12 protein-coding genes are annotated in these 14,073 nt (G+C 70.9%); 4 read left to right on the forward strand and 8 right to left on the reverse strand.

The window, feature by feature from the left end:
- Positions 1–3 precede the first annotated feature (3 nt).
- Positions 4–957, forward strand: a complete 954-nt coding sequence (locus tag AC1VNX_RS03335; protein ID WP_483155458.1) for a Bug family tripartite tricarboxylate transporter substrate binding protein — start codon at positions 4–6, stop codon at positions 955–957.
- An 87-nt stretch (positions 958–1,044) separates the two neighbouring features.
- The gene (locus tag AC1VNX_RS03340; protein ID WP_483155459.1) at positions 1,045–2,745 is read left to right on the forward strand and encodes a hypothetical protein; all 1,701 of its coding nucleotides are present in this window, start codon (positions 1,045–1,047) and stop codon (positions 2,743–2,745) included.
- Here the strand turns inward: AC1VNX_RS03340 and AC1VNX_RS03345 are convergent.
- From AC1VNX_RS03345 to AC1VNX_RS03360, 4 genes are read right to left on the reverse strand one after another with little or no spacing between them, the layout of a single operon-like run.
- Entirely contained in the window at positions 2,735–3,862 is a 1,128-nt protein-coding gene (locus tag AC1VNX_RS03345) for a glycosyltransferase family protein (protein WP_483155460.1), read from the reverse strand. The two genes, AC1VNX_RS03340 and AC1VNX_RS03345, sit on opposite strands and share 11 nt — an antisense overlap.
- 3 nt (positions 3,863–3,865) lie before the next feature.
- Positions 3,866–4,636 (reverse strand): hypothetical protein, encoded by a 771-nt coding sequence (locus AC1VNX_RS03350; protein WP_483155461.1) that lies wholly within the window; start codon positions 4,634–4,636, stop codon positions 3,866–3,868.
- On the reverse strand, positions 4,626–5,636 hold the full coding sequence (locus AC1VNX_RS03355) for a hypothetical protein (RefSeq protein WP_483155462.1): 1,011 nt from the start codon (positions 5,634–5,636) through the stop codon (positions 4,626–4,628). The genes AC1VNX_RS03350 and AC1VNX_RS03355 overlap by 11 nt, the downstream gene beginning before the upstream one ends.
- Positions 5,637–5,679: 43 nt before the next feature.
- Positions 5,680–6,708, reverse strand: coding sequence for a glycosyltransferase family 2 protein (locus AC1VNX_RS03360; protein ID WP_483155463.1), 1,029 nt, complete (start codon positions 6,706–6,708; stop codon positions 5,680–5,682).
- Positions 6,709–6,804: 96 nt separating this feature from the next.
- Between AC1VNX_RS03360 and AC1VNX_RS03365 the strand changes: the two genes are divergently transcribed.
- Positions 6,805–8,151, forward strand: coding sequence for a UDP-glucose dehydrogenase family protein (locus tag AC1VNX_RS03365; RefSeq protein ID WP_483155464.1), 1,347 nt, complete (start codon positions 6,805–6,807; stop codon positions 8,149–8,151).
- On the opposite strand, the gene AC1VNX_RS03370 is transcribed toward AC1VNX_RS03365, so the two are convergent.
- Genes AC1VNX_RS03370 through AC1VNX_RS03380 form a run of 3 tightly spaced genes read right to left on the reverse strand, consistent with a single transcriptional unit; the run spans position 8,137 to position 12,006 of the window.
- Positions 8,137–9,279 (reverse strand): CaiB/BaiF CoA transferase family protein, encoded by a 1,143-nt coding sequence (locus tag AC1VNX_RS03370; protein ID WP_483155465.1) that lies wholly within the window; start codon positions 9,277–9,279, stop codon positions 8,137–8,139. The two genes, AC1VNX_RS03365 and AC1VNX_RS03370, sit on opposite strands and share 15 nt — an antisense overlap.
- Before the next feature lie 10 nt (positions 9,280–9,289).
- Positions 9,290–10,270: a Bug family tripartite tricarboxylate transporter substrate binding protein gene (locus tag AC1VNX_RS03375; RefSeq protein ID WP_483155466.1), complete on the reverse strand. Its 981-nt coding sequence runs from the start codon at positions 10,268–10,270 to the stop codon at positions 9,290–9,292.
- A gap of 35 nt (positions 10,271–10,305) precedes the next feature.
- Entirely contained in the window at positions 10,306–12,006 is a 1,701-nt protein-coding gene (locus AC1VNX_RS03380) for an acyl-CoA dehydrogenase family protein (RefSeq protein ID WP_483155467.1), read from the reverse strand.
- A gap of 100 nt (positions 12,007–12,106) precedes the next feature.
- Between AC1VNX_RS03380 and AC1VNX_RS03385 the strand changes: the two genes are divergently transcribed.
- Positions 12,107–13,009 (forward strand): LysR family transcriptional regulator, encoded by a 903-nt coding sequence (locus AC1VNX_RS03385; RefSeq protein ID WP_483155468.1) that lies wholly within the window; start codon positions 12,107–12,109, stop codon positions 13,007–13,009.
- Here AC1VNX_RS03385 and AC1VNX_RS03390 read toward each other — a convergent pair whose 3' ends face one another.
- A complete protein-coding gene (locus tag AC1VNX_RS03390) occupies positions 13,010–14,044 on the reverse strand; it encodes a serine/threonine protein kinase (protein WP_483155469.1) in 1,035 nt (344 codons plus the stop codon). It lies immediately after the preceding gene.
- Positions 14,045–14,073: the final 29 nt, after the last annotated feature.

Here is a 14,073-nt window from a genome sequence, read left to right on the forward strand (position 1 = left end):
GCCATGACCGCACTCGCGGCCACGGCATGGCCGCCGCGCGCGGCGAAGGCGCAGTTCGCCTATCCCTCCAAGCCCATCCGCTGGATCGTGCCCTACCAGGCCGGCGTGGGCACGGACATCGTCGCGCGCACCATCGGCGCCCAGCTGGCCATCGACTCGGGCCAGCAGGTGATCATCGAGAACCGCGCGGGCGGCAACACCGCGCTCGGCGCCATCGAGGCGGCGCGCGCCCCGGCCGATGGCTACACCCTGCTGTCGGCCGACAGCGGCACGCTGGTGTTCAACCCGGCGCTCTACCGCAACCTCAGCTACAACCCCTCGCGCGACTTCGCGCCCGTCACCCTGCTCGGGCGGCTGCCGATGGTGCTGCTGGTCGGCCCGGCCAGCGGCGTTAAGGACGCGCGGGCCTTCATCGACGACGCGCGCGCCTTTCCCGGCAAGGTCAGCTTCGCCTCGGCCGGCACGGGCAGCCCGCAGCACCTGGCGATGGAACTGCTCGAGCGCGAGGCCGGGCTGGAGATGGTGCACGTGCCCTACCGCAGCGCCGCGGCCGCGGTGGCCGACGTGGCCGGCGGCCAGCTGCCGGTGATGATGTGCGACCTGGCCGTCTCGCGCCGCTTCATCCCGGGCGGCAGGCTGCGCCCGCTGGCGGTGGCGAACCCCGCGCGCCTGGCGCAGCTGCCGCGCGTGCCCACCTTCGCCGAGATCGGCCTGCCGCGCGTGGAAGCCGCCGCGCTCCTGGGCCTGGTGGTGCCCGCCAACACGCCGGGCGAGATCGTCTCGCGGCTGCAGCAGTCGGTGGCCAGCGCCATCCACAACCCGGCCGTGCAGCGCAGGCTGGCCGAGTTCGGCGTGGAGCCCGCGGGCGACACACCCTCGCGCTTCGCGGCGCTGCTGCAGGGCGAGTCGGCGCGCTGGCATCCGCTGATCCGCGACCTGAACCTCTCGCTCGACTAGGGCGCCCCATCCTTTACGGCAACTTTGCCGAAGCACCGCGCTTTACTCACTCCGGGCTAAGACTGGCTGCCTAGATTGGCGGGGCCCATGACCACCCGCCGGTTCCATCACGTCGTCTTCGCCGACGATTTCTTCCGTTCTCCCGCCAACGGGCTCCAGTACCACGTCGCCAACCGGCGATTCCTCCGGGGCTTCTTCGATTCCGCGCTCGGGCGCCTGGGCCTTCCTGTGAGCGAGGTCGCGCCGATGTCCGAGGGTGGCCGCATCGACGTCGCTCGCCTCATGGACCGGCTGGAGCTGCCCTGCACGCCCGCTGGCTGGGCGCGCGCCTGCATCGCCGACCTCTCGCCGCTGGTCGGGCGCGACGGCATGCCGGCCTTCGGCCCCGGCTGCCTTGTGATCGGCTGGGGCCTCACGCCCGCGCAGCAGCAGTGCATCGACCGCTCGGGCGCCAGCTACCTCGACATCGAGATCGACCCGCGCCGCTTCACCGAGCACCTGCATTTCTGCGCGCGCACCAACGACCCCGCCATCGAGGCCGCCCTGCTGGCGCGCCGCGTGGACGAGGAGCTGTTCTGGAACCACGCGAGCGCCCTCAAGGGCCGCTTCGCGCGGCATGGCACGGGCTCGCTGTTCGACCCGAGGCTGCGCGTGGGCCTCTTCTTCGGCCAGAGCCTGGTGGACCTGTCGCTCATCAGCGGCGGCCGCACCATGCACCCGGCCAGCGTGATCGCGCCGCTGCGCGAGCTGGCCAAGGGCGTCGACCTGCTGGTCGTCAAGCCGCATCCTTACGAGCCCGCGCTGCACGACCTCGCGCCCATCGCGCGCGCCATTCCCAACGTGGCGTGGACGCGCGAGAACACCTATGCGCTGCTGTCGGCCGGCAACGTGCATTTCGCGGCCAGCCTGTCGTCCAGCGTGCTGACCGAGGCGCGCTACTTCCGCAAGCCCGCCCACGCGCTGATCCGCGCCGACCGCAACGCGGGCGAGCTGCTGCCTTCCACCTGCTCGGGCTGGATACCGGTGGGTGCGGAACTGGGGTCGAAGGACTTCATGGCCGCTGTCTGCGGCATGGAGGACGAAAGCGCTGTCGCCGATGCCGCGCGCAGCTTCGCGGCCTGGCCAGCCACGGCCATCGACCGAGCCTTTCTCACGCGCTGGGGCCTGGACGACCGGACCGCCGGCCTGCCCGAGGTGGCCGAGCTGCAGCTGGGCCGCCCCTACCTGTTCCACCCCGGCAGCCCCGCGACGGGCTGGCTGAGCCACGGCTGGTCGGGCTTCGACGGCGAGGGTGCGCGCAGCGAGGGCGAACTGGCTTGCCTCGTCGTGCCGCTGCCCGCGCTGTCGGCGCCTTCGCAGGCTTACGCGCAGTCGCTGTCGCTTCAGCAGCCGTACCGCGTGGAGGTGCGCGTCGACTACCGAAGCAACGCCAAGTCCACGAGCGTCCATGCGATGTTCGATGGCATGGTGTTGCCGGGCCAGCGAGTGACCGGCGCGCGGCGGCGCAGCCTGGTGTTCGAGGTCGAGCCGGCGGCGGGGCGCAAGTGCCTGGTGCTGCAGTTCGTGACAGCTGACACCGGTCGCGGCGTGGTGATGCGCAGGCGCGTGGCGCGGCCGGGTTTCACGCTCAGGAAGCTGCAGGTGTCGCTGCGCATGGGCCGGGGCGTGATCTCGGCGCCGCCTAAGGCCACCATAGCGGCACGCTGGTCCGAGATCTCGCCGGTGCGCGCGATGGCGCGGGTGTTCCGCGCGCTGGTCGATTCGGCGCGCGGGTTGATCAGCGGCTAGCCGGAGCCTTCGCGGCAAGAGCCGTCAGCAGGGTGGTCCAGCACCCGAGCCGGTCGAGGGCGGCCTGGCGTCCTTCGGTGGCGTCACCGGACTCGGCCGCGATGGCAAGCAACTCATCGGCCGCGGTCGCCACGGCCCGCGCGAACTTCCGCGCATCGCCGCGCCACACCACCACGCGATGCGCCAGCCCGAGCTGCGCCGCGCGGCCCGCGTTGATCGCCTGCTCGGGCTGGTCGGTGAGCAGCAGCAGGATCGGCTTGCGGTAGACCGCCGCGATCGACAGCGCCGCCATGCCCGGCGCCGAGACGATGAAGGCGCTGTGCGCGGCTGCCTCGATCCAGTGCTCGTCGCGCGCATGCCAGTGCGGGCGGTGCGCATAGCCCTCGCCGACGAGGTGCGCCGGCACGCCCGCGTCGGCGAGGCCCTGCTCCAGCCCGTCGGCCAGCGCCGGTTCCTGGAAGTGCGGATTGAGGTACACGGCCGCGACGCGCTGCTGCGTCGCGTCGCCCCTGTCCACCGCGTCGACCACCGCCACCGGCGTGGCCAGCCGGTGGCGGCCGTGCCCGTCGTGCTGTGGCTCGCCATAGGCGAAGTCGTGCTCGATGCGCGCGAGGCTGCGGTCGATCTGCCAGGCCACGATGCCGCCGAAGAGGCGCGCGACGAAGCCCGGCATGCGGCCGCTGAAATTCGTCTCCAGCGCATGCCGCAGGCTCGCGCCGTACACGTGCACCACCTTGCGCCGCCAGAACGGCAGCCAGCCCATCAGCAGCAGCGCGGGGTGGAAGGAGTCGTTCACCACCAGGTCGGCATCGCGGAAGTGCGCGCGCAGCCGCCACACGTCGCGCAGCATGCGCTCGGGCCTGAACATGTACAGCGCCACGTTGCGGTCGGTCTCGCGGCGCAGCATGTTCTGCTGCGTGTCGAACTGCACCGCGTAGTGGCGCGAGAGCACCCGCGCGTCGATGCCGAAGCCGGCCAGAAAGCGCGCGCCTTCGTCCGAGGTGGTGAGCACGCGCACCTGTGCGCCGGCCTCGCGCAGCGCGTGCGCGAGCAGCTGGGCGCGCATCAGGTGGCCGCGCGCGTCCGCGGTCGCGAGGTAGAGGATGCGCGGCGGCATCGCTCAGGCGTGGTGCCGTACCGGCCGAGCCGCGCCGGGGCGCAGGCGCAGCGCCACGCCGGCCAGCCACATGCCGGCCGCGCCGGTGACGCCGAAGCCGCGCTCGGTGTCGCGCACCTCGCGCATCAGTTGCGCGAGCCGCGCTTCTTCTTGGGGCGCCACGCAGCGCTGCAGCGTGTGGCTGCACAGGCGGATGTGGCGGTCCTCGTCGGCCATCACGCGCGACAGCAGCGGGTGCAGCGCGTGCCGAGGGCCGATCAGCGCGCAGTGGCGCTGCAGAATGCGCGAGGCCATCTGCTCGGCCGCGAGGCCGATGGCATAGGCCGGCACCAGACCGCCGTGCGCGAAGTGGGGCGCGTGGCGGCGGATCAGCGCCTGCCAGCGCGCGAGCTTGCGGCGGCTGAACCAGTCGGGTTGTGGCGCTTCCTCGGGCGATGCGGCCGCCTGCGCGTTGCCGCCGCGCTCGACGATGGCCTGCGCGAACAGGCGCGCGTGCAGCTGCTCGTCGGCCAGGTGCTGGTCGAGCTGGCGCGCGAGCCATTCGGGCGGCGCGATGCGCAGCTCGCGCTGCAGCGCCTGCTCGGACGATTCCTCGCCTACCAGGTAGAAGCGCAGCAGCAGCATCTCGCCATCGTTGCTCGCATGCAGCTGGCGCAGCGCGGCGCGCTTGACGTGGTGCACCAGCCAGGCCTGCAGCGCGGGCCAGCCGCGCAGCCGCGGCGGCGAGAGGCAGTCGAAGCCGGGCGCGGTGCCGGTGGGCGAATCAACGGCCATCGGCTTTGGTCTTCACAGTCTGCGGCTGCTGCTGCTGCCAGCCCAGCACCAGCCCGATGAAGCTGTCCTGCAGGAAGGCGCGCGCGGCCGCGTCGGCGCCCGCGAACTCGCGTTGCTGGCCGTCGTAGCGGATGTAGCCCTTGCCGTTGGTGGCGCCCAGCAGCAGTTTCTCGTTCTTGTGGAAGCCGCGCTGCAGCAGGGGCTGCAGCAGCGACTGCGATTCGAGCCCGTACAGGAACAGGTCGCGCTGCACCACCTGGCGCGGGATCTTGCCGCTGAGCGCCTGCAGCTCCAGCGTCCAGTTGCCCTGCTGCATCGCCTCTGCCAGGTCTCGGCCCTTGGCGCCCGGAGCTCGGAAACGCGCGCGCGCCACCGACTTCGAGGCCCGGCTCAGGCCGAGGCCGATGGTGATGTCGGCGTCCCTCGCGCCTTCGGCGCGGTTGTCGTCCACCTGCACGAACACGTTGGCCAGCCGTGCGGTCAACGAGGGCTTGGCCAGCGCTTCCACGATCTGCTCGGGGGTGAGCATCACGCGCTCGGTGCCGGGCTCGTTCACCGTCACCTTGTACGGATCGATGCGGATGTCGTCGAACTCGCCGCTAACGGGCGAGTGGGCATGGCTGCTCACCGACCAGTCGGTGCCCGAGCGGCTCAGCAGCGCGTGGAAGGTCAGCGGCACGCGCTGGCCGTCGCGCGCGCGGCCCGAGCCCTGCAGCAGCACGTCGCCGACGATGGTCTTCTCGGAGTAGCTGCGGGTGCTGGCGAAGCGGATGGTGTGCGCCGCGGGGTCGAGCGCGGCGTGGGTGTCGGCGTCGTCCAGCGCGAGGCGGTTGCATTCGCCGCCGGCGCCCGCGAGCGCCGCGAAGGGGCAGCCGGCATCGGACTTGAAGTTGAAGACGCCGCGGCCGGCGAAGTCGGCGGCACCGGCCAGCGTGAAGGCGCCCGCGAGCGCGAGGCCCATTGCCGTGCGGCGGACGGAAAGTGAAGAGAAGTTGCGCATGGTCTTGGTTGTTCTTCTTCTGCGGAAAGGAGAGAGGAATCGATCAGGGCCGGTGGTACGACAGCGCCTGCGCATCCGCATTGGTGCGCCCGGTGGTGTGCCAGCCGATGCCGCGCGCGAACGCGCCCAGCATGTCGACCGCCGAGAAGCCGAGGATGAGCGCCACGCCCGCGAGCCAGCGCAATCCGCGCAGCGGCGGCAGGTCTTGATGGTTGAGCGCCTTCATGCTGAAGCCCAGCCGCGTGAAGAGCACGGCCAGCGGCCCGATCGGCCCGCTCCTGGCAAGCCACTGCCAGCGCGGCGAGACGTAGCTGCGCAGCAGGTGCGGCGTGAGCGAGCAGGTGTCCTGCCCGCGCATCCAGCGCAGCTTGAGCGCCTCGGCGCGCGTGTCGGGCAGGCGGTGCTCGGTGTGGGCGGCGGCCGCGTAGTGGATCGGCACGCCCGCCGCTTTCAGCCGCATGCCCAGCACCTGGCAGTGCGCACGGTACACGCCGTCCAGCGCCTGGTAGCTGTGCTCTTCGAACACCTCGCGGCGGAAGGCGACGTTGTTCGCGTAGAAGTTGCTCGTGGCGCCGGCATGGCCGGCGTTCGGGAAGTACATGAAGTCGATGGTGGTGAGCGCGGTGCCGACCACGTTGGCGGCGTAGCTGGTGCGCCCGGCCACCACGGCGGGCGCGTCGGCGCCCCTGGTGAAGGGCAGCAGCATCTGCAGCAGCCAGTCGTCGTCGGGCAGGCAGTCGGCGTCGGCGAACACCACGTGCGTGCAGCGCTGCGCGTCGGTGGCCGCGAAGCCGGCGTTCTTGGCGTCGTAGTAGCCGGTGCTCGCGTCGATGCGCACGAAGTCGACCGGGCGGCCCGCGAGCGCGCTCACGGCCTCGCAGGTGGCGGCGCTCAGTCCGTCGTGGGTGATGACCATCTGCGCGAGCGAGCTCAACGGCAGTTTCTGTTTCGCCAGCAGGGCGACGAGGCGCTGCAGGCTGGCACCCGCCCTGGCCTCTGCATCGGCTCCGCCGCGCAGGTTGTTGGTCTCCAGGACCAGCGCGCAACGCGCGGCAACTTGATCGGGCATCATCGAATTTTCCTGTCCGGACATCGTTTTGAAGGCTTGCATCCTGCTTTTATCGCACAACCGCGCCCGCCACCAGTGCCGCACGCCATGGGCTCGCCCATGAAAGTCAGCATCTTCGGCGCGGGCTACGTGGGCCTGAGCTTCGCCGCCTGCCTGGCCGAGGCGGGCCACGAGGTGCTCTGCGCGGACGCGGACCTGGCGCGCATCGAGGGGCTGAAGCGCGGCCTGATGCCGCTGCACGAGCCGGAACTGGAGACGCTGGTGGCCTCGGGCATCGCTGCCGGCAGCCTGCGGTTCACGGCCGACGAGCGCGCGGCCTGCGAGCATGGCGATGTGCTCTTCATCGTGGTGAACACGCCAGCCGATGCGCAAGGGCGAGTCGACCTGCGGCATGTGATCGCGGTGGCCGCCGCCATCGGGCGGCATCGCGATCGTGACGCGCTGGTGGTCTGCAAATCGACCGCGCCCGTCGGAACGGCCGCGCAGGTCGAGGCCGTGCTGGGCGGCGAGCTTTCGCAACGTGGCGCGCGGCACCGCATCGCGGTGGCGGTGAACCCCGAGTTCCTGCGCGAGGGCTCGGCCGTGCGCGACTCTCGCCAGCCCGACCGCGTGGTGATCGGCAGCGAGGACCCGAGGGCCATCGAGCTGCTGACCCGGCTCTACGCGCCCTTCATCCGGGACCCGCAAAGGCAGCTGCTGGTGATGGACCGCCGCTCGGCCGAACTCACCAAGTACGCGGCCAACGCGATGCTCGCCACCCGCATCAGCTTCATGAACGAGATGGCGCGCGTGGCCGAGCAGGCGGGTGCCGACATCGAGGCGGTGCGACGCGGCATCGGCGCCGACCGGCGCATCGGGCCCGACTTCCTGCAGGCCGGCGTGGGCTATGGCGGCTCCTGCCTCGCGAAGGACGTGCGGGCGCTCACGCATGCGGCCGAACGTGGGGGCCATGCGCTGCGCATCCTTTCCGCGGTGGCGGTCACCAACCACGAGCAGAAGGGCCGGCTCTTCGAGCTGATGTCGCGGCATTTCGGCGGCAGGCTCGCAGGCAGGACCATCGCTCTGTGGGGCCTGGCCTTCAAGCCCGACACCGACGACATGCGCGACGCGCCCAGCCTCGTGCTGCTGGAGCGCCTGTGGGCGGCGGGCGCGCGCGTGCGGGCCTACGACCCGGCGGCGATGCCGAATGCGCGCGGCCTCGTCGGCGAGCGCGACGACGTGCATTGGTGCGCCACCGCGCAGGAGGCGCTGCAGGGCGCCGATGCGCTGGCGGTGGTCACCGAATGGGAGGAGTTCCGCCGGAGCGACTTCGCGCTGATCGCCGGCGAGCTGAACGCGCCGCCCGCCATCTTCGACGGGCGCAATCTCTACGACGCCGCGCAGGCCGAGTCGGCGGGCGTCGCGTACTACGGCATCGGCCGGGGCCGGTCGTCAATGCTGCGCTGAGTCTTCCGAAGGCAGGAAGGCATCCCCCGGCGTGAGCGGCGCATGCCGGTAGCTGGCGGGCGTGCGGCTCAGCTTCACCGGCGCGCCGATGCCGCGGTAGCCGCCGGGCATTTCCACCACCATCTCGCGGTGCAGGGTGTGCGGATGCTGCAGCGCTGCATCCACCGGCAGCACCGGCGCGGCGGGCACGCCGGCGGCCATGAGCTGATCGACCAGCGCGCGGCCGTCGAAGGCGGCCATCGCCGCTTCGAGCCGCTGCTTGAGCTGCCCGCGATGCACCGAACGTGCGCCCGCCGTGCGGAAGAGCGGATCTTCAGCGAGCTCGGGCAGGCCGATGCTGCGGCACAGGCTGGCGAACTGCCGGTCATTGCCCACCGCCACGAACACCGGGTCGGTGCCGGTGGCCAGCGCGTCGTAGGGATAGATGTTCGGATGCGCGTTGCCGGTGCGCCGGGGCTCGGTGCCGTCCATGAACCAGTTGGCGGCATGCGGGTGCAGCAGCGAGAGGCCGCTGTCGTACAGCGCCGCCTCCACGAACTGGCCGCGCCCGCTGCGGCTGCGCTCCTGCAGCGCGAGCAGCACGCCGATCACCGCGTTGAGGCCCGTCACCATGTCGACCACCGGCAGGCCCACGCGCAGCGGGCCGCCATCGGCCTCGCCGTTGATGCTCATGATGCCGGTCATGGCCTGCACCGCGGCGTCGTATCCCGGCAGCGCGCCCAGCGGGCCGTCGGCGCCGAAGCCCGACACGCGGCACCACACGAGGCGCGGGAAGCGCTTCGACAGTTCCTCGTAGCCGATGCCCCAGCGTTCCATGGTGCCGGTCTTGAAGTTCTCGATCAGCACGTCGGCCTCGGCCACCAGCGCGAGCAGCGCCTCGCGGCCTTCTGCGGTCGAGAAGTCCAGGTGCTGCACGCGCTTGTTGCGGTTGAGCCCGTGGTAGTACGAGGCAACGCCTTCCCTGAAGGGCGGGCCCCAGGTGCGCGTGTCGTCGCCCTGCGGCGGCTCGACCTTGAGCACGTCGGCGCCATGGTCGCCGAGGATCTGGCCGCAGTAGGGGCCGCCGAGGATGCGGGAGATGTCGAGTACGCGGGTGCCCGCGAGGGCGCCCTTGGAGGCCTGGTTCATTTCGGTGTTCTCAATCGAGCTGCGCGCCGGACTTCTTCACGACGTCCTTCCACTTCACCGACTCGCTGCCGATGAACTGCCCGAGCTTCTGCGGCGAGGTGTCCGAAGGAACTTCGAGGCCCTGCGCCGCAAACATCTGCTTCACCTTGGGCGAATTCAGCACGTCGGCGAAGGCATGGTTGAGCTTGCTCACGCGGTCCGCCGGCGTTCCGGCCGGCGCGACGATGCCGAAGAACACGCTCACGTCGTAGCCCTTGTAGCCCTGCTCGGAAATCGTCGGCACGTCGGGCAGCGCCTGCGAGCGCGCCACGGTGGCCACGCCCAGCGCACGCAGCTTGCCGGCCTTGACGTAGGGCAGCGCGGTGAGGATGTCGGTGAACGTCATGCTGACCTGGTTGCCCAGCAGGTCGTTGAGCGCGGGGCCCGTGCCCTTGTAGGGAATGTGCTGCAGGTCGGTGCCGGCCACCGAGTTGAAAAGCACGCCCGCCAGATGCGAGGAGGCGCCGTTGCCCGACGAGGCATAGCTGAGCTTGCCCGGGTTGGCCTTGGCGTAGGCCACCAGCTCCTGCACGTTCTTCACCGGCAGCGCGGGGTTCACCACCAGGATGTTGGGCAGGTAGCCGACCTGGATCACCGGCGCGAAGCTCTTCACCGGGTCGTAGTTGATCTTGCGATACAGGCTTGCGTTGATGGCCAGCGGCCCCGAGGTGCCGAACAGCAGCGTGTGGCCGTCGGCCTCGGCGCGCGCCACGTACTCGGCGCCGATGTTGCCGCCCGCGCCCGCGCGGTTCTCCACGATCATCGGCTGGCCGAGCCGGTCCTTCATCTCGGCGGCGAGCGTGCGCGCCATCGCGTCGGTGGGGCCGCCGGGCGGGAAGGGCACGACCAGCATCAGGGGCTTGGTGGGGAAGGCGTCGGCGGCCTGTGCCGCCGGCATGGCGGCAAGCAGCGTCGTCGCGCAGGCGGCCAGCAGGAAGGTGAAGCGTTTCAAGGGATGTCTCCGTTTTTTGAAGGAAGAAAGGAAGCTCAGGCAGGCACGGCTGCGGGCGCACTGGCCGCGGCGTTCCAGTCCGCCGGCATCGCATCGGGCGAGAGCGGATCGCGCGGCAGCACGCGGTGCAGCAGCACCAGCTGGGCCCAGCGCAGGCGCGCCGTGGAGCCGCCGCGCGCGGCCTCCCAGGCCATGGCGATGGCGCTGGCGCAGTGATAGAGCGCCGATGCGGCCTGGCGCGCGAGCACGTCGCCGCCTTCGCGCGCGGCGGTCTCGGTCAGCGCGACTGCGCGGTCCAGCGCGTCGCGCAGGGCCTTGGCGAAGGCGGGAGCCAGCGCCGCATCTGCAAGCAGCTTCTCGCAGTGCGCGCGCAGCACCGGCAGCGAGCCTTCGCGCTTCACCGCGCGGATCACGTCCAGCGCCACGATGTTGCTCGTGCCTTCCCAGATCGAGCCCAGGTGGGCATCGCGCACCAGGCGCGCATCGCTCCATTCCTCGATGTAGCCGCAGCCGCCGCGCACTTCCATCGCATCGCCCGTGACCTTGCGCGCGTCGCGGCATGCGCGGAACTTGATGAGCGGCGTGAGGATGCGCAGCAGCGCATACGCATCGGGCTCGCCCGCGTCGGAGCGCGCGAGCGCCAGCGCGGTCTGGCACACCATGGTGCGGGCCTGTTCGGCGGGCAGGCGCAGCTTGTCGAGCTGGCGCTGCATCAGCGGCATCTGTTCCAGCGTGCGGCCGAAGGCGCGGCGCTCGGAGGCGATGAATTCGGCCTCGGCCACCGCACGGCGCATCAGGCCGGCGGCGCGCACGCCATTCGACAGGCGCGAGTTGTTGACCATGTCGGCCATCTGCACGAAGCCGCGGCCTTCCTCGCCCACCAGCCAGGCGGTGGCGCCTTCGAGGCGGATCTCGCCGCTGGCCATCGAGCGCGTGCCCAGCTTGTCCTTGAGCCGGATGATGCGGTAGCTGTTGAGGCTGCCGTCGTCGAGCCGGCGCGGCAGCAGGAACAGCGACACGCCCTTCATGCCGGCGGCACCGCCCGATTCGGCATCGGCGCGCGCGAGCACCATCGCGAAGTCCGCGTCGGGGTTGGAGCAGAACCACTTGTCGCCCGTGAGGCGCCAGCTGCCGTCCGATTCGCGGTGGGCCAGCGTGGCGGTGGCGGCGATGTCGGAGCCGGCGGCCTCCTCGGTCATGAACATCGCGCCCTGCGCCAGCTCGTCGAAGTCCAGCGAACTCAGGCGCGGCAGGTGCTTGGCGACCAGCTCGGGGCTGCCGAACTTCTTCAGCGTGCGCGTGAGCGAGTCGGTCATCGACACCGGGCAGCACAGGCCGAACTCCGCCTGCACGAACAGGTAGGTCAGCACGTACTTGACCAGCGGCGGCATCTTGCCCTTCCAGCCCAGCGTGTCGTCGCGGTGCGAGATGGCGGCCAGGCCGAATTCGGCGAGCGCGAGGCGCTCCATTTCCACGTAGGCGGGGTGCTTGACGACCTTCTGCTCGTCCAGGCCGGTGCGGGTGCGCTGCTTCAGCACGGGCGGGTTGCGGTCGGCGGTGCCGGCCAGCTCGTCGAGCAGCCCGCCCGCGAGGCCGCCCAGGCGCTCGAAGTGCGGCTGCATGTGGCGGCGCAGGTCGTCGGGCAGGTAGAGCGCGAGCAGGGCGTGCAGCTCGGCGTCGGTGGTGAAGAGGTTCTGGCCGTGGCGATCGGGGATCGGATGGGCGTGCTCTGGCATGCGCTTTGTCTCCTGGGGTCCTTGGTTTTGTGCATTGTTGAAGCCGCGACGATCCGTGTCTAATATCGATTTGGTCTTGTTCGATTCGATCTGCCTATTCATGGAACTGCGGCACCTGCGCTACTTCTCCGTGCTCGCCGAGGAACTGCACTTCGGGCGGGCGGCGCGGCGGCTGTCGATCTCGCAGCCGCCGCTTTCGGTGGCCATACGGCAGCTCGAGGACAACGTGGGCGCGCGCCTCTTCGAGCGCAACAGCAAGGAGGTGCGGCTCACGCCCGCCGGCGAGGCACTGCGGGTTTCGGCACGCCGGCTGCTGCTGCAGGCCGAGGAGGCCGCCATCGAGGCGCGCGACGTGGCGCTGGGCTCGGCGGGCCGTCTGCGCATCGGCTTCGTGGGCGCGATGCTCTACCGGGGCCTGCCGCAGGCGCTGCGCGCCTTCCAGGCCAAGCACCCGGCGGTGCGCATCACGCTGAGCGAGCTCAATTCGGGCATGCAGATCGCCGAGCTGCTGAACGACCGGCTCGACCTGGGCTTCGCCCACACGCACCGCGTGCCGGACGAGTTGCAGCACCGGCTGCTGCTGTCCGAACCCTTCGTGGCCTGCCTGCCTGCCGGACACGCATTGGCCCGCAAGCGCGTGCTGGCGCCGGCCGACCTGCGCGAGCAGCCCTTCGTGCTGTTCTCGCGCGAGGTCTCGCCCGACTATCACGAGCGCATCCTGACCATCTGCGCCGACGCGGGCTTCCTGCCCGAGGTGCGGCACGAGGTACGCCACTGGCTGGCGGTGGTCTCATGGGTATCGCAGGGGCTTGGCGTGGCGCTGGTGCCGCAGGCGATGCGGCATTCGGCCCTGCGCGGGGCGGTGTTCAGGCCGCTCGACAGGGCCGTGGCGCAGTCGGAGGCCTACGGCATCTGGCGCAGCGGGCCGGCCAATGTGCTGGTCGAGCGGCTGCTGGAGGGCGTGGCGGACAGTCTTGCCGCCGACCGGGGCGATCAGGCGTGATCAGGCATAGAGCGGCTCTTCCGCCATCTGCTCGCACTGTTCCTCGAGCATGAGGATCTGCCCCTTCCAGTAGTCGCTGGAGCCGAACCATGGGAAGTTGATCGGGAAGATCGGATCTTCCCAGCGCCGCGCCAGCCACGCACTGTAGTGAATGAGGCGCAGCGTGCGCAGCGGCTCGATCAGCGCCAGCTCGCGGCGGTCGAATTCGCGGAACTGCTCGTAGCCGTCGAGCAGGCCCGACAGCTGCGAGGTGCGCTGCGCGCGGTCGCCCGACAGGAGCATCCACAGGTCCTGCACCGCGAAGCCGGTGCGCGCGTCGTCCAGGTCGACGAAGTGCGGGCCACCGCCGGGGCGGTCGGTGGGTGTCCACAGGATGTTGCCGGGGTGCACGTCGCCATGCAGGCGCAGCTTGCGGGGCTGGAAGTCGGCTGAAGGCGGATTTGCCGCGAGCGCGGTCGCGCCGATCATGTCCAGCGCCTCGTTGCAGATCTTTTCCCAGTCGCGCTGCACGTCGAGCGGGATCTTGTTGTTCTCCAGCAGCCAGTCGCGCGAGGCGATGCCGAAGGTCTGCAGGTCGAGCGTGGGGCGGGCCTCGAAAGGCTTGGCGCCGCCCACGGTGTGGATGCGCGCGAGGAAGCGGCCGACCCATTCGAGCACTTCGAAATCATCGAGCTCGGGCGCGCGGCCGCCGCGGTAGGGGCTCACGCTGAAGGCGAAGCCGGCGTGGTGGTGCAGTGTCTTGCCGTCGAAGGCCAGCGGCGGCACGGCCGGCACCTCGCCGGCGGCCAGTTCGAGCGAGAAGCCGTGCTCCTCGAGAATCTCGGCCTCGCTCCAGCGGCCGGGCCGGTAGAACTTGACCACCACGGCACTGCGGTCCTCCAGGTAGACCTGGTAGACGCGGTTCTCATAGGAATTCAGGCCGGTGAGCCGGCCGTCGCCGTGCAGGCCCAGCGTCGCGAGCGCGTCGAGCACCACGTCGGGCGTGAGGCTCTCGTAAGGATGTGTGTTCGCGGGCGCCGCGGAAGAAAGGGTCATGCGGCGATTGTCGTCGCCGCGCGATGCCC

Source organism: Variovorax sp. TLI9-5A, assembly GCF_056867935.1.

What these genes read in the sequence shown, in the direction of transcription:
- AC1VNX_RS03335 (WP_483155458.1), top strand. Translation starts at nt 4, where the DNA reads ATGACCGCACTCGCGGCCACGGCATGGCCGCCGCGCGCGGCGAAGGCG.
- AC1VNX_RS03340 (WP_483155459.1), top strand. Translation starts at nt 1,045, where the DNA reads ATGACCACCCGCCGGTTCCATCACGTCGTCTTCGCCGACGATTTCTTC.
- AC1VNX_RS03345 (WP_483155460.1), bottom strand. Translation starts at nt 3,862, where the DNA reads ATGCCGCCGCGCATCCTCTACCTCGCGACCGCGGACGCGCGCGGCCAC.
- AC1VNX_RS03350 (WP_483155461.1), bottom strand. Translation starts at nt 4,636, where the DNA reads ATGGCCGTTGATTCGCCCACCGGCACCGCGCCCGGCTTCGACTGCCTC.
- AC1VNX_RS03355 (WP_483155462.1), bottom strand. Translation starts at nt 5,636, where the DNA reads ATGCGCAACTTCTCTTCACTTTCCGTCCGCCGCACGGCAATGGGCCTC.
- AC1VNX_RS03360 (WP_483155463.1), bottom strand. Translation starts at nt 6,708, where the DNA reads ATGATGCCCGATCAAGTTGCCGCGCGTTGCGCGCTGGTCCTGGAGACC.
- AC1VNX_RS03365 (WP_483155464.1), top strand. Translation starts at nt 6,805, where the DNA reads ATGAAAGTCAGCATCTTCGGCGCGGGCTACGTGGGCCTGAGCTTCGCC.
- AC1VNX_RS03370 (WP_483155465.1), bottom strand. Translation starts at nt 9,279, where the DNA reads ATGAACCAGGCCTCCAAGGGCGCCCTCGCGGGCACCCGCGTACTCGAC.
- AC1VNX_RS03380 (WP_483155467.1), bottom strand. Translation starts at nt 12,006, where the DNA reads ATGCCAGAGCACGCCCATCCGATCCCCGATCGCCACGGCCAGAACCTC.
- AC1VNX_RS03385 (WP_483155468.1), top strand. Translation starts at nt 12,107, where the DNA reads ATGGAACTGCGGCACCTGCGCTACTTCTCCGTGCTCGCCGAGGAACTG.
- AC1VNX_RS03390 (WP_483155469.1), bottom strand. Translation starts at nt 14,044, where the DNA reads ATGACCCTTTCTTCCGCGGCGCCCGCGAACACACATCCTTACGAGAGC.